At 40.0% G+C, this 14,425-nt stretch carries 13 protein-coding genes; 8 read left to right on the forward strand and 5 right to left on the reverse strand.

What is annotated here, in order from left to right:
- The 4 genes from NG22_RS05175 to NG22_RS05190 all read left to right on the forward strand — a co-directional run bounded on the left by NG22_RS05175 (window position 1) and on the right by NG22_RS05190 (window position 4,138).
- Window positions 1-903 (forward strand): histone deacetylase, encoded by a 903-nt coding sequence (locus NG22_RS05175; RefSeq protein ID WP_053404737.1) that lies wholly within the window; start codon window positions 1-3, stop codon window positions 901-903.
- Between the two features lie 882 nt (window positions 904-1,785).
- Entirely contained in the window at window positions 1,786-2,550 is a 765-nt protein-coding gene (locus NG22_RS05180) for a rhomboid family intramembrane serine protease (protein WP_082305126.1), read from the forward strand.
- Window positions 2,551-2,669: 119 nt separating this feature from the next.
- Window positions 2,670-3,275, forward strand: coding sequence for an OmpH family outer membrane protein (locus tag NG22_RS05185; protein ID WP_053404739.1), 606 nt, complete (start codon window positions 2,670-2,672; stop codon window positions 3,273-3,275).
- Window positions 3,276-3,481: 206 nt separating this feature from the next.
- The gene (locus tag NG22_RS05190; protein WP_053404740.1) at window positions 3,482-4,138 is read left to right on the forward strand and encodes a hypothetical protein; all 657 of its coding nucleotides are present in this window, start codon (window positions 3,482-3,484) and stop codon (window positions 4,136-4,138) included.
- Window positions 4,139-4,573: 435 nt separating this feature from the next.
- On the opposite strand, the gene NG22_RS05195 is transcribed toward NG22_RS05190, so the two are convergent.
- The gene (locus NG22_RS05195; protein WP_072159038.1) at window positions 4,574-4,996 is read right to left on the reverse strand and encodes a hypothetical protein; all 423 of its coding nucleotides are present in this window, start codon (window positions 4,994-4,996) and stop codon (window positions 4,574-4,576) included.
- A 179-nt stretch (window positions 4,997-5,175) separates the two neighbouring features.
- A complete protein-coding gene (locus tag NG22_RS05200) occupies window positions 5,176-6,414 on the reverse strand; it encodes a nucleoside recognition domain-containing protein (protein ID WP_053404742.1) in 1,239 nt (412 codons plus the stop codon).
- 207 nt (window positions 6,415-6,621) lie between these two features.
- Here NG22_RS05200 and NG22_RS05205 point away from each other — a divergent pair, with 207 nt between their 5' ends.
- A complete protein-coding gene (locus tag NG22_RS05205) occupies window positions 6,622-7,158 on the forward strand; it encodes a hypothetical protein (RefSeq protein WP_053404743.1) in 537 nt (178 codons plus the stop codon).
- A gap of 235 nt (window positions 7,159-7,393) precedes the next feature.
- Window positions 7,394-9,094: an AMP-binding protein gene (locus NG22_RS05210; RefSeq protein WP_053404744.1), complete on the forward strand. Its 1,701-nt coding sequence runs from the start codon at window positions 7,394-7,396 to the stop codon at window positions 9,092-9,094.
- Window positions 9,095-9,343: 249 nt separating this feature from the next.
- Here NG22_RS05210 and NG22_RS05215 read toward each other — a convergent pair whose 3' ends face one another.
- On the reverse strand, window positions 9,344-10,588 hold the full coding sequence (locus NG22_RS05215; protein WP_053404745.1) for an IS256 family transposase: 1,245 nt from the start codon (window positions 10,586-10,588) through the stop codon (window positions 9,344-9,346).
- A gap of 177 nt (window positions 10,589-10,765) precedes the next feature.
- Between NG22_RS05215 and NG22_RS05220 the strand changes: the two genes are divergently transcribed.
- Window positions 10,766-12,178 carry a YfcC family protein gene (locus NG22_RS05220; protein WP_053404746.1) on the forward strand — a complete coding sequence of 471 codons (1,413 nt, stop codon included), beginning with the start codon at window positions 10,766-10,768 and terminating at the stop codon, window positions 12,176-12,178.
- A gap of 70 nt (window positions 12,179-12,248) precedes the next feature.
- A complete protein-coding gene (locus NG22_RS05225) occupies window positions 12,249-12,740 on the forward strand; it encodes a hypothetical protein (RefSeq protein ID WP_053404747.1) in 492 nt (163 codons plus the stop codon).
- 30 nt (window positions 12,741-12,770) lie between these two features.
- Here NG22_RS05225 and NG22_RS05230 read toward each other — a convergent pair whose 3' ends face one another.
- Both NG22_RS05230 and NG22_RS05235 read right to left on the reverse strand, forming a co-directional pair.
- Window positions 12,771-13,664 (reverse strand): DUF6089 family protein, encoded by an 894-nt coding sequence (locus tag NG22_RS05230; RefSeq protein ID WP_157600871.1) that lies wholly within the window; start codon window positions 13,662-13,664, stop codon window positions 12,771-12,773.
- A gap of 236 nt (window positions 13,665-13,900) precedes the next feature.
- Window positions 13,901-14,413 carry a ferritin gene (locus NG22_RS05235; RefSeq protein WP_053404749.1) on the reverse strand — a complete coding sequence of 171 codons (513 nt, stop codon included), beginning with the start codon at window positions 14,411-14,413 and terminating at the stop codon, window positions 13,901-13,903.
- Between the last annotated feature and the right edge of the window lie 12 nt (window positions 14,414-14,425).

Here is a 14,425-nt window from a genome sequence, read left to right on the forward strand (position 1 = left end):
ATGCTCAAAATTGCCTTTGATCAATCTTTTATTTTGCCACTTCCGGAAGGTCACCGGTTTCCCATGGCCAAATATGAATTGCTTCCCCAGCAGTTGTTGTATGAAGGAACGGTAAAAGAAGAGAATTTTTTTGTTCCTGAAATAGATGCTAGCCCATGGATTAGTCAAACGCATCAGGCTGATTATTTGGAGCGATTGGTCTCCGGAAAACTAAGCAAGGCCGAAATTCGTCGTTCCGGATTTCCATGGAGCAAAGAAATGGTAGAGCGAGAGTTTTTACTGGCTGCCGGTACGGTACAAGCCACGGAATTTGCTCTGAACTACGGCCTGGCCATGAATATTGCCGGAGGAACGCACCATGCTTATTCAGACCGGGGAGAGGGCTTTTGCCTCTTAAATGATCAGGCGATCGCGGCTCAATACCTTATTCAGGAGAAAGGATTCACTCGGGTATTAATTCTGGACCTGGATGTGCACCAGGGAAATGGCACAGCGGAAATTTTTCAAAATGAAGATAGGGTCTTTACTTTTTCCATGCATGGCGAAAAGAATTATCCGATGCATAAGGAAAAGTCAGATCTGGATGTGGCATGCCCCGACGGAATGGAAGATGCCGCCTACTTAGCATTGCTGGAGGAAAAATTATCGGAGGTACTGGATACTTTTCAACCGGAATTTGTCTTTTTTCAATCCGGGGTGGATGTTTTGGCCTCTGATAAATTAGGCCGACTGGCCTTAAGCATGGAGGGCTGTCGGCGTCGGGATGCCATGGTGTTGCAAAATTGTTTTCAAAGAAGTTTGCCTGTCATGATTTCCATGGGCGGCGGCTATTCCGAGAATGTATCCACCATTGTTAATGCGCATGCGAATACTTACCGTTTGGCTCAGGAAATTTATTTTTAAGCCGAATTAATAGGCTCAGATGTAGTAAATACTAAATCGTCTATTGTGAGGGTGTGGTGATTGGTTTTGCTGATTTTTTAACCGTTTAAATTTGCGGGACGATTCTTTCTCTTCAATCATCGGCTTTGTTAGGAAAAATTAGAGGTAGGTAAAATTTTTTCATTTTTCTCAATTTCACGGCTTTTCCTAAAACATTCAAATGAAGAGATCTTAGTAAGATCCAGTTCCATAAGAGGTTCTTTTTGGTTTGACTGCTTGTTAATAGTCAGGCTACGGTTTTTTTTACGGTATTGACTTTATAAGGCAAAATCTATTTTTATCAACAGTCGGGTCTTGGTCAATTGGTGAAAAACCAATGACGCTGCTGCCGAAGAGAATTATCCTATCAATATTTTCTTCTATTAGCTCCCATCGTCAAATATCGTCTTGATGGATTACGGAAGCAGGTTTGGTGACTTCCCGGAATTGATCATCGCCTTGATTTTTGCTTCCTTTTTTATCAACGAAGCTGAAGAATGAAGCAAAAGCAAGCTTGCTCAAATTTGGATAGTCAATAAATTAGGAAGTGAACTCTTATTGTGTTGAAAATGAGTAGTCTGAGGTGGGTTGATGAATTTAGCGGTGAATAACTCGGTTTAAAGATTGATTTATAAATAAAATGAATTGAATTGTCGATCCAGCTTTTAATAAAAAAGCCCTTTTCCCGCCTTTGAGCGGCAAGAGGACTGGAGTACGAATATTTGGCATAAGTCAGACCAGAATGGGGGGTAGAATGTACTTTTTAAGTCATTTATATAAAATCTTTTTGTTTTGTCCCTTTGGGAGAATCCTTTCAGGAATGATTACAGTTTATTAAATAGAATTGTAAATAAATACGAATCCATGATCGAGCAAGAATCCAAAATATTTTACAAAAGCCTGATATATACATTTGGCTTCGTTTCTCTATTGTGGGTAGTTCGGATTTTTGAATGGATAATGGGTCTGGACTTGGGCTTTTTGGGTATTTTACCCAGAACACTGAATGGTTCTATTGGGGTTATTACCTCTCCATTAGTGCATGGTGGATTTATGCATTTGTTATCCAATACTTTTCCCTTACTGGTTTTGGGTATTGGCCTTTTTTATTTTTATGAGCAAATCGCCAAACAGGTTTTCATCTGGATTTATCTGGTGACAGGTCTTTGGGTTTGGATGATTGCGCGTAGTGCCTACCATATTGGGGCCAGTGGGGTGGTGTATGGCTTAGTGGCTTTTATGTTTTTTTCGGGTTTGCTGAGAAAAGATTCGAAATCTGTTGCTATTTCTTTATCCGTCTTTTTTCTATATGGAGGGATGGTTTATGGGGTGTTGCCTACAGACCCTTCCGTTTCCTGGGAAAGTCATTTATTAGGTTCTTTTGCAGGTATTGTGGCCGCCATTCACTATCGGAATGTGCCGGTCAGAATGTTGGATGGAAGTATTCCTACACAGGTAGTACATTCAGAGGTAGATCCAGCGCCTAAGGATCTGTTTGAAACTAAGGAAGTTCCCTTTTTTTATAACGCTTCAGATAATGTGAATTATCAATATTCCTTTAAGTCTAAGGTTAAGCCCCAAAAAAACATTCCTCCCACAGCACCCCATGCTGGGAATGAAGAAAGTTAAAAGCTTTCAGACTCTTGTAAAAATTACGGTGGTATTTTAAATAAGGGACTTTTTTTATTATTATTGCCCTCTCGATTAGGTGCGGGGCGCACCTTATTTTTAATACTAAATGATTAACCGTGAAAAATTTCAAGTTGGCAATTAATGGCCTTTTGGCAGGTGCAGTATTATCTTTATACGCGTGTAACCAACCGACTACCCCTGCTGGAAGCACTGCCGAAGTAGCCTCCGTAAACGCTTCTTCTGCCGCTGCTGCAGGCATGAAAGTAGCTTATATCAATACTGATACATTATTGAACAACTACGGATTTTTTAAAGAGAAGCAAGATGATCTTGCCAGCAAGACCGAGAAATACCAAAAAGAATTCCAAAATCGTGCGGAAGGCTTACAGAGTGAGTTTGAAGCGTATGATAAGACCCGTGGAAGTCTGACCATCAATCAGGCAAGATCTAAAGAAGAAGAATTAATGCGTAAGCGTGATAATTTGGCGCAATACGAAGCTTCATTGAATCAGACCCTGGCAATAGAACGTAACCAAATGTTGGCAGAATTAGACTCTGTAGTTACGGATTACTTGCAGAATTATGGTTCATCCAATGCATATGATTTGGTGTTGACCTATACAAAAGGGTCCGGCGTACTTTATGCTAATCCTAAGTTTGATATTACCAATGAGGTTTTGAAAGGCTTGAATACTGAGTTTGAAGCCAGCAAGCAAAAATAATTGAACGGCAAAGTTCATTGAAAAGGCTCCCATTTGGGGGCTTTTTTTATTTATTTGGTTTTTATTGTACTATACATATTGAAACAATCCATGTTCACGTTACATTTTATTATATAGAGGGATAAAATTAATAAAAGCGAATATTTTATGCTTCATTCTAAATTTGGCACCACCCTTGTGTATTATAAACTGATATTTAATCGCATATGAAAATACTGTATTTAATATTTCTTTGGGTGAGTTTATTTGGATTCAATGGGGCTTCTGAAAAGAAGGAGCTTACAAATGAGGGCGCTGTCGTGTCTTTAGAAGAGCAAATGTTGGGGAATAAAATTATTCCTGAAGAAATACTAGATATAGTGGAGGAGGTGATGCCCCAGTATCCGGAATTATGGGATACGCCGATTGAATTTAAATTCACCAGCATAAAAGGAATGACCATGTGTGCGCAGCCCAAAGCCTCTGTTCTTTACAGGAGTACGGATAAACGTGGATATGTGATAAAAATGAGCGATAATGTTGATCCACTGAATGGAATGGTGGTGGCTGAAGCCCCCAGAGAAGTTTTGGTTGGTCTTATTGCCCACGAACTGGGGCATATTATGGATTATCAGCATAAAAGTAAATTGAGCATGCTGAGATTTGGAATTGGGTATGTTTGTTCCAAAAACTTCATGAGAAAGGCAGAGTATGCCGCGGACAGTTTTGCGGTTTCGAAGGGCTATGCCGCTCACGTTACCGCAATAAAAAATTATGTAATCGGAACCGAATGCTTTCCGGAGTCCTATAAAGATCGCTTGAGAAATTTTTACCCTTCCCCAGAGCAAATTGCTGTTTTGGAAGAGGAGTTTTTGGTGAAGTAGATAATGAGTTTAAAAATGAATAGGTTATAAACCGAAAAAGCCGACAGTTACTGTCGGCTTTTTTGTTTCTTAGGTTCTATTCTTAAGCTAAATTATTCATTCGAAATCCTCCTTTAATTGCTGGGAGGGAAAAATGAAGGATTGTTACCTGTTCCAGAGTTATCCAGCAAAGCAGATGAATAAGCCTACCCAAATTTGAGCGATTTGAAATTCAAGCATGACGATGTCAAAGGGTTGATATCACATTTTTTAGCTGGACTAACTAAATCTATCAAAAAATAAATAATGTGAATGAAAGTAAAGTGAGCGCCTAAGATTAAGCTATTTTCAATCGTTCCCCACGATTAAGATAGGGCGGAATTATTGGTGAAATAAAATACCCAAATCGCCTCAGTTAATTTAATTTTAGCCGGATCGTATGCTTTAATTATATCATTAGTCTTTTGACCACATTTGGAATTTGTGATCCATTAAATCTGAAATTTTCTTGTAATTTCTCCAATTATCCTGAACGTGGTAAATGGAGGGTAGTCCATTGGCCAGAACACTCTCATAATCCTTGAGAAACTCACCTGATGCATAATAGTGATCAGCAAAGCTTTTGCCTTTTTCGTTTAAAAGATCATGACTTAAAGCACCTCCCCAAATTTCGCTTAAAAGCATAGGCGAGAGCTCCCTTAGTTTAAATCTGAAGATTTCTGTTTCTGCTTCTTCTTCAAAATATTCTGAATACAGTTCCTGATCAATGATCCACCCCATAAACATTCCTATATGTAGATAGGCATTTTCTATGGGTAGGCTTTCCGGAAATTTGTTCAGAAAGTGAAATTTTGCATGGTCAAATAGGTCGTTTTGCATGGTTGAATCTGCAAAAATTGTGTTGGGTACCATAGGCAGTATATTTACTACTTTATAAACGACTCATTATTAATAAGTTCAAATAAAGTAGTTCTATAGGTCAACTAATGGGCTAAATGAAAGAATTTCTTACGAATAGAAAATATAATAAATATTTATGCCATTCACTTCGAATTTGGTCAAACTTGATGAAAAAACAAATAGGCAATGAATATTGCGGCAATAATTCCAACAAAATCTGCTATTAGTCCACAAGTGATGGCATATCGTGTTTTGCGAATATTGACAGCCCCAAAGTAAAGCGCCACCACATATAAAGTAGTTTCTGTAGACCCCTGCATTACGGATGTCAGTCTTCCTACAAAAGAATCGGGGCCGTAATTACTCATAGCTTCCACCATGAGTCCACGGGCTCCTGATCCGCTCAGGGGTTTCATCAGAGCAGTAGGCAGGGCTGGTAGAAAATCAGCGTTTACGCCTATCATTTCAAAAGCCAGGCTCAATTGGTCAATAACAAAATCCATTGCACCTGATGCCCGGAATGCACCAATGGCCACCAGCATGGCAACTAAATAGGGGATAATTGTCACTGCAATCCCAAAAGACTCTTTTGCTCCTTCTATGAAGGCTTCATACACATTCACCTTTTTCCTCCAGCCAAAGGCCACGAACAAAGTGATGATGGTTAAAATGATCGCATTGGAAAAAATACGACTGTAAGTAGAAAGTTCTTCAGGACTTAGCAATGAAAAATAATATAGCAGCCCCAGGATGAAAGCTGAGACTCCTCCCAAATAGGCCAATATGGTCGGGTGAAATAAATTTATCTTTTGATAAATGGATACCGCTATCAAACCGGCCAGCGTGGAAAGGAATGTCGTTAATAGAATTGGTATAAAAACATCAGCCGGATTGGCTGCCCCCATTTCCAGTCGGTAAGCCAATATACTCACCGGAAGGATGGTCAGCCCAGAGGTGTTCAAAACCAAAAACATGATTTGAGCATTGGAAGCGGTATCTTTTTGAGGATTGATTGATTGTAAACCTTCCATTGCTTTTAATCCCAAAGGGGTGGCGGCATTGTCCAGTCCCAGCATATTGGCAGAGAAGTTTAATAAAATGGGCGTGAGAACAGGGTGGTTTTCAGGGATTTCTGGGAAGAGTTTTCTGAAAAACGGGCCAACAGCTTTATTGACCACATTTATTAAACCGGCTTTTTCACCAATCCTCATGAGCCCCAGCCAAAAAGCCATGATACCGGTGAGCATAATGGAAATTTCAAATCCGGTTTTGGCCATCTCAAAAATTTTGTCCACCACAGCCGAAAAAACCTCATAGTTTTGAAAAAACAGGGCTTGAATGATGGCAGAGAGAAAGGCCAATAGAAAAAGCCCAATCCAAATGTAATTTAAAATCATAGATTGAAATGCTCGGGTATAAAAACACAAATTAAGCAAAGGAATTTTTAAATCCGTCTTTCTTTCAGGCTAAAGAAGAATTGTTTTTCTTTGTGCAATGCGTAGTGACCCGCGATTTCGGATTTAATGAAGGGAGTTTTTTCCCCTTAGGGAGGGTAGTGTTATTTAAATACCGACTGGTTTCGCATTTTAGTAATAATTCAAGACATGAGGAAGATCGTTTTTTTTGGCCTGATGCTCGGGCTTTTTTTCAGATGTAGTTCCATTGACGATCCGCAGTTTAGCCCTGGGGAAGTCAGCAGAATGATGACTAATGATTCCATCAAATACTGGACGGCCGTTCAGTATTTGATAGATGGGGCTCCGGCAGCATTGGATACCTGCAATGCAAATACCTTAATTGGAAGTGATTTTGTTTTAAATGCCAAATATGATGAGTTGCAGGAAGATTTTGGTTTTGAACTTGAAAATCCATTAGGTTATTGGGTGAAGAGCACGGAGGATTGTCCTGATTTTGAATCAGATTCCATTGCCATTATGGGGGTTTGGAATGTCACACACCGATCGGAATATCAGCCCTTTGTTTCTGATATTTTATTAGAATATTCCGTGGACACTATTCGGACTGAAATGAAAATTCTGGATTTAACCTCGAATAGAATTTCGGTGGAGTATTTCGATAAAAGAGTGGGGGAAGGAGGGGCAAATGTCCGACTGGATTTTATTCACCAACAGGGAAGATGAAAATAATTGTTTTAACCGGGTTTTTAATCCGGTTTTTTTGTGTCTTTTCCATTCTTAAAAAGGAAACTGATGGATCTTTTGGGGATTTTAAATACAAATTTGGTATTTCAAGTATTCAATTACATTTTTGCGGATTGATTGTACTTTTTTTCGTTATATTCTTATAAAAGAGAATTAAAGCCTGGTCAATTGTTGTTTTTGTTTCAGGTGAAATAACAGAACCCAATTATATCTTATGGAAACTCAGAAAGAAAAATATTTTTGGAGGAAAAACTATCCATCAGGAGTCCCCTTTGAAATCGATCCGGAAAAATACAGCTCATTGGTTGATCTGTTTGAGGAGACGGTTTCGGTTTATTCGGATCGGATTGCTTTTAATAATTTTGATAAAGAAATTACTTATAAAGAGCTGGAGGTGTACTCCGCTCAGTTTGCTGGCTATTTGCAAGGCGAATTAGGTTTAAAAAAAGGGGATCGAATTGCTATTCAGGTTCCCAACCTGTTACAATATCCAATCGCACTTTGGGGAGCCATACGTGCAGGCTTGATTGTGGTCAATACCAATCCCTTGTATACGCCCCGGGAAATGGAACACCAGTTTAAGGATGCAGGTGTGAAGGCATTATTGATATATGAGAATTTCGCTTTCAACCTTCAGGGGATATTGAAAAACACTCCGATTGAGCAGGTGATCCTCACCGGAACGGGAGATATGCTGGGAGGTTTAAAAGGCTGGTTGGTGAATTTTGTAGTTCGTCGTATTAAAAAATTAGTCCCTAAATTCAATTTACCCCAGGCTATCAGCTTTAAAGAAGCGCTGAAGTTGGGGAAATCTCATCCTCTGAAAAAGGTGGAGGTGGAGTCTGAGGATATTGCCTTTCTGCAATATACCGGCGGGACTACCGGGCTTTCCAAAGGGGCTATGTTGACCCACAGAAATATTGTGGCGGCACTGGAAGGTTCCACAGCCTGGGTCCGACCGGTTTTGCCGGCAGAGGGAGCGGTGATCATGACCGCCTTGCCAATGTACCATATTTTCGCCCTGACCGCCAATTGTTTATTAGTTTTTAAATTGGGAGGAAAGAATATTTTGGTTACTAACCCAAGGGACTTGCCGGCTTTTGTGAAAATTATGAAGAATAATACCTTCAACATGATTTCCGGTGTCAATACCCTGTTCAATGCCCTGTTGAATAGAGAAGATTTCAAATCTATTGACTTTTCTCAGTTAAAGGTTACGCTCGGTGGAGGAATGGCAGTGCAGGATGCGGTTGCCCAAAAATGGGAAGAAGTCACCAAATGCCCTTTGGCTGAAGCTTATGGCATGACGGAAACTTCTCCGGGAATCACTATTAACCCACTGGATGGTTCTCAACATATGGGAAGTATTGGCCTTCCATTTCCCTCTACGGAAGTGAAAATCATGAAGGAAAATGGCACAGAGGCTGAATTTGGAGAGCCGGGAGAACTTTGGGTGCGTGGACCGCAGGTGATGAAAGGTTATTGGGAAAGACCGGAGGCTACTGCGGAAGTTTTTGAAGGGGATTGGTTAAAAACAGGAGATATAGCGACTGTTGACGAGGAGGGTTTTTTCAAAATTGTGGACAGGAAAAAGGAAATGATCCTAGTTTCTGGCTTTAATGTTTATCCTAATGAGGTCGAGAATATAGTAGCCTCTCACCCTAAAGTACTGGAAGTTGGTGCTATTGGTATCCCTGATGAACGGTCAGGAGAAAAAGTGAAGGTCTGTGTGGTGAAAAGTGATGATGCTCTCACCAAAGAGGAATTAATTGAATTTTGTAAGAAGGAATTAACGGCTTATAAGGTGCCTAAAGAGGTAGAATTTATGGAAGAGCTGCCTAAGAGCAATGTAGGGAAAATTCTCCGACGGTTGCTTAAAGAACAGGAGGGGGGGGGAGTTAATCTAAATAGATAAAAATCAAGCCCCCTAAGGGGAGTGTAAACTGAACGCTGTCTCTAAAAAATTCTCCTCTCTGCAGATAAGCCCTGCTAAGCTAAAGAAATAATATCAAATTATTTCTTTTGAAAGCCAAGTGTTCAGTACTTTTTAAGAGATGTGCTGGCTCCATGCAAGGGTAGGCGACGAAGGAGCCTATTTATATACCCTTGCGTGGATGCATGCTCATCTCTTATTTTTGTATCTGACACTTTGTTTTCTGTGGGATCAGATGTCCATTGGCATTCTGTCTCCAAAGTGGATTCTAAGCTGCTGAGCGGTTATTCCCCAGTTTTGAACAGCAGAGGTCCATTTTTTGGAGATGTTCATATAAGCCAGATAGATGAGTTTTAGCAACGCATTATCGTTGGTAAAAGCACCCTTGGTTTTGGTGATTTTACGAACCTGACGATGAAAACCCTCTACCGCATTAGTGGTGTAAATCATCTTACGAATATGCGTATCATACTGAAAGTAATGGGTTAATTCCTCCCAATTACGTTCCCAGGACTCGATCACCACCGGATATTTACCACCCCACTTATTTTTCAGGTTGCCTAGCTCTGTTTCAGCCACTTCCTTCGTTGTTGCCTTATAGACCAGTTTAAGATCTTTCATGAATTCCTTTTGATCTTTGGAGGCCACATATTTGGTCGAATTGCGAATCTGGTGAATGACACATTTCTGAATTTCAGTCTTTGGAAAGATGCTCTGGATGGCTTCTGAAAAACCTTTCAGGTTATCAGTACAGGCAATCAAAATATCTTCAACCCCTCTATTTTTTAGATGGGTTAGAACATTCAGCCAAAATTTAGCCCCCTCGGATTCAGATACATACATACCAATTAATTCTTTCTTACCTTCTTCATCCAGTGCAAGAACATTGTAAACGGCTCGACTAGTTACCCGACCATCTTCTCCTCTCACCTTAAAGTGAAATGCATCCATCCAGACAATGGGATATACCGATTTAAGATCTCTGTTTTGCCAGGCTTTAACCTCCGGCAAAATCTTGTCAACTATCGAAGAGAGCGTTTGTGCGCTTACTTTCGTGTCATACATGTCTTCAATGTACTCGGAAATATCCCTAAGACTCATCCCCTTAGCATAAAGAACCGTGATTTTAGCGGATAGACTATCTGCTAAAACGGTCGAACGTTTAGGTACAATTTCAGGCTGAAAACTGTTCTCCCTATCTTGAGGAGTGATTAGTTCAACCTCACCAGCTGAGGTTTTAACCGTTTTCTTTCGCTTACCGTTTCTTTTATTTTTCTTGTCAGACTGCTTCTCCTTTCGCAAGTGCGCTTCCATCTCAGCCTCCAAAGCACTGTCTAGGAATTGTTTAAGTAAAGGGGCAAAAACGCCACCTTCTCCTGTTAAGGATTTGCCTGATTTAAGTTGCTTGATGGCTAAGTCGCGCATCTCTTCGAAATTAGTCTCTGACTGCTGGTCTTTGTTCTGGTAAGTATCCATAATGTTTGCAAGTTATAAATTTAACAAATATGGACAGCGTTTATTTTACAGTCTCAGCTAAGGCGTTTCAATCATTTGGAACGCTTTTTTATTTGTAATGAAAATGTGCTTAAATATTTGCCGCTCATTAAGATTAAATTTTAATTTTGCGCCTCCATTTATTATTTAAACGATTTAATGAAAGCCATTAAACTTCCCTCCGCCTATACGATTCTATTGTCGATTATTGTATTCGTAGCCGTTTTAACCCATTTACTCCCTACTGGTAAATATGCCTACCAAAATGGAGAAGGGAAAAGACTTTCTCCCCAGGAAGCGATGCGAGGGGTAGAGGACGGATTTTTGCCCCTACCAAATACTTATGAAGCAGTAGAGGCAAATCCCCAGGGAATTTTTGAGGTGGTCCTGGCGCCAATTCAGGGATTTTATAAAGCCATTGACGTTTCTGTCTTCATTTTAATGATAGGAGGATTTCTCGGAGTAATAATGGCCACTGGAGCAATTGATGCTGGTGTGAAACAAGTGCTGAAGAAGTTACAAGGGAGAGAACAATGGATGATTCCTGTGCTGACCGCTCTTTTTGGTTTAGGTGGTTCCACCTTTGGGATGGCCGAGGAGACATTGGCTTTTTATCCGGTCTTAATTCCAGTTTTTGCTTCAGCGGGCTTTAATGCGCGAACGGCTGTGGGGACAATTTTATTAGGAGCAGGTTTTGGTGTTTTATCTTCCACCGTGAATCCTTTTTCAACGGCAATCGCATCAGGTTTTGCCGGAATTTCTATAGGAGATGGTTTGGGAGTAAGAGTATTCATTTGGTTCGTGATGTGGCTGTTGACTTCCTCCTTTCTCTTAAGGTATGCTAAATCCGTAAAAACAGCGCCCAAAATCGAGGAGGAGCAGCAGGAAATTGCATTGTCAGCACTCAGTCAAAAACAAAGCCTGGCTTTAATCCTTTTTGCCCTGACTTTTTTGGTGATGATTGTGGGCGTTATTCCTTTTGCAGATTTAGGGATAACGATAATGCCCACTTTAGGCTGGTGGTTCAATGAACTGAATGCCCTATTCTTATGCTCTGCTATTTTGATGGGAGTTTTAGTGGGTATGAAAGAGGATGAGATTGCCTCTAATTTTGTGAATGGGGCCCGGGATATGCTAGGCGTGGCATTTATTGTTGGGATTAGCCGTGGAATCACGGTGGTCATGAATGATGGTTTGATTATCGATACTATTTTAAATTATGCCGAAATGGCTATTTCGGGGTTAAGCAGTTCGGTTTTTATCTGCATGATGTTTATCCTGGAGGTTTTTCTTTCTTTTTTCATTCCTTCAACTTCAGGTCTGGCAACTCTGACAATGCCTATTATGGCTCCTTTAAGTTCCTTTGCGGGTGTTGAAGCGCATTGGGTGGTGACCGCTTATCAAACGGCATCAGGTTTTGTGAATCTATTTACACCCACTTCTGCAGTAGTGATGGGGGGACTCGCCATTGGGAAAATTGGGTATGGTGAATTTTTTAAATGGGTTTTGCCCTACCTTGTTGTTGTTTTCCTTTTAGTGTTACTCGTGTTGGGAGTGGGGGTAATGGTTTAGCTCTATTTGCTTTAAAGTTCGTGAAAAATTGTGGTTTCTAATGAATTAAACACTGTTTCTATTGAAGATTATGGAATACAAAGCATTTAGAAATCGATATTTATTTAAGTTGACCATTATCAATATTTTGATGAATGGTTTAGTGGCAGCGATCATGTACCTGCCCAAAGAAGAGATTTCTGTATTTGAGGGTAAAGGACTTTATGTTGATTTTCTAGGGACCGCGTTTTTTATGCCCTTAATTTTAGGGACTATTATTCAAAAAGATATTAGCAATAGTTTAGCTAATTATTCTTTTCTGTCAGACTATAAACCAATGCTGCATAAGTGGCTTAATAGTAGATTAGGTTCATTGCTATTGAATAATAGTAGACCTCAGCTGTTATTCAGTATTTTTAGTCTCGCTTTTTGGGGGATTATTTCGGCCTTAGGATTTTATGGGGTTCATTTGGTGTTGGTGCTTCCCTGGGAAGGTGTTTTAATGAAGGCGCTTTTTGGAGGAATGGTGGCCTTATCTTTGAATTTTTTAATGGCAACATTCTTCCTTGAAAAACAGATATAAAAAAAGCCCTCTTCGGAGGGCTTTGTTGTTTTATCTTCTTCTTCGTTTCTTCGGTTTGTATCTTCTGGTACTTCTTTTTCTCTTATGAACCTTTCCTCCAGATCCAAAGGAGAAAAAGTATTCAACCCGGAAATTCATCAGAAAGTAACCGTCATTGTTGTCCGGGTTTCCTCTTACTTGACTTTCTTCTGGTCGGTTTGATGGCCATCGGTCAGGATCATTAGGTAATATTTCTCTGGTTCTATCCGAAAGCCTTGACTCCAATGATTCGGCATCGAAAGGCATATATCTAGGGCCTGAAACATCGTCTAAATAATCAGTACCTGTAAATCTATATCCTCCGTCTACAGCAATATTGACAAATGGAGAGACTCTGAAACTACAGCCGAATCCCATTGGAATTGTATAAGTAACAGCACCGTAAGACTGTCCGGGCTCCGTTTCAATATTTCTGAGATTGTACTTGGTGCCATCTAGTTTCGTGGTTGGGTTAACGGTTACTCCACCAATACCAATAAAAAAGTAGGGGTTAACTGCTCTACGTGCATAGAACCTGGAAGGCACCGGAAACAAATCCACATGTAGGGTAGTGGCAAATTCCACGTTATGCGACATGAAATTTAAATTCCGATTTCGACGTCCAATGTCATTGGCCTTCGCATCATCACCTCTTAGAGTGAAATAGGTGATGTCTCCGGCAATACTGAGGCGATCCCAGAATCTGTACCTTAATCCAACGGTAAGATTGGGTTGCACCCAAAACTGCCCATCATTTGCAAGGTCACCATAATAGTTGGCTATACCTGTCCCCGCCGTAAAAACAAATCTTCTGTCGGCTCCTCTGGCATAAAATGATTGAGCTGTTACCTCCAGAATACTTAAACAGGAGAAAATAAGTATTAATAAGGGGTATTTTAGTTTCATAGAATGAATGTTGGATGCAATGGTGTTAAAATAACTATTACTTGAGATAATTAATGTCCAAATAATAAATGTCTTTTCAAAAAAGCGAAAAATTTTAAAATTTATCACCAAATAAGGCTAAAAAAATAGCCTTTCCTGTAAGTTTTTTATAATACTTGAATAAAAAATAAGCGTTTTTATTCTTTTGACTGCGCAAAAGTTGATTTTATCCATATTATTATAACTTTTCGTTCCCCTTATTCCGGAGAGGTAGCTAAGTTTCCAATAGATTGGTCTATCATATACAGCGCTACTCCTTCATCTCCGGCCACTTCAAAGAAGTCAAGTATTCTTCTCGCAGTCATTTCCTCCTCGCGTTGCTCTGTGGCAAACCACTGTAAGAAATTGATGGTAATAAAATCGTTTTCCTGATAACAATGGCTCATTAAAGCATTAATCGACTGAGTTACCGAAACCTCATGGTTAAGAAAGGATTCACATAGATTTTTTAAAGATTCATAGTCTTGAGGGATGTCGGTGATTTCAGGACTGATCGCCTGCCCACCAACTTCATTTAGATAATTGAAAATTTTGAGCATATGCATTCTTTCCTCATCTGACTGGAGGTAAAAGAACTTTGCGGAATGTTCAAATGCGTTTCTTTCACACCAGGAGGCCATTCCGAGGTAGATGGCGGAAGCTTTTGCCTCCATGGCGACTTGTTGGTTCAATAATTCTTCTGTTTTTTTGCTAAGGCTGCGATATTCCATGGTTTAGTAGAT

This window comes from Persicobacter sp. CCB-QB2 (genome assembly GCF_001274635.1).
Taxonomy (GTDB): Bacteria; Bacteroidota; Bacteroidia; order Cytophagales; family Cyclobacteriaceae; genus Persicobacter; species Persicobacter diffluens.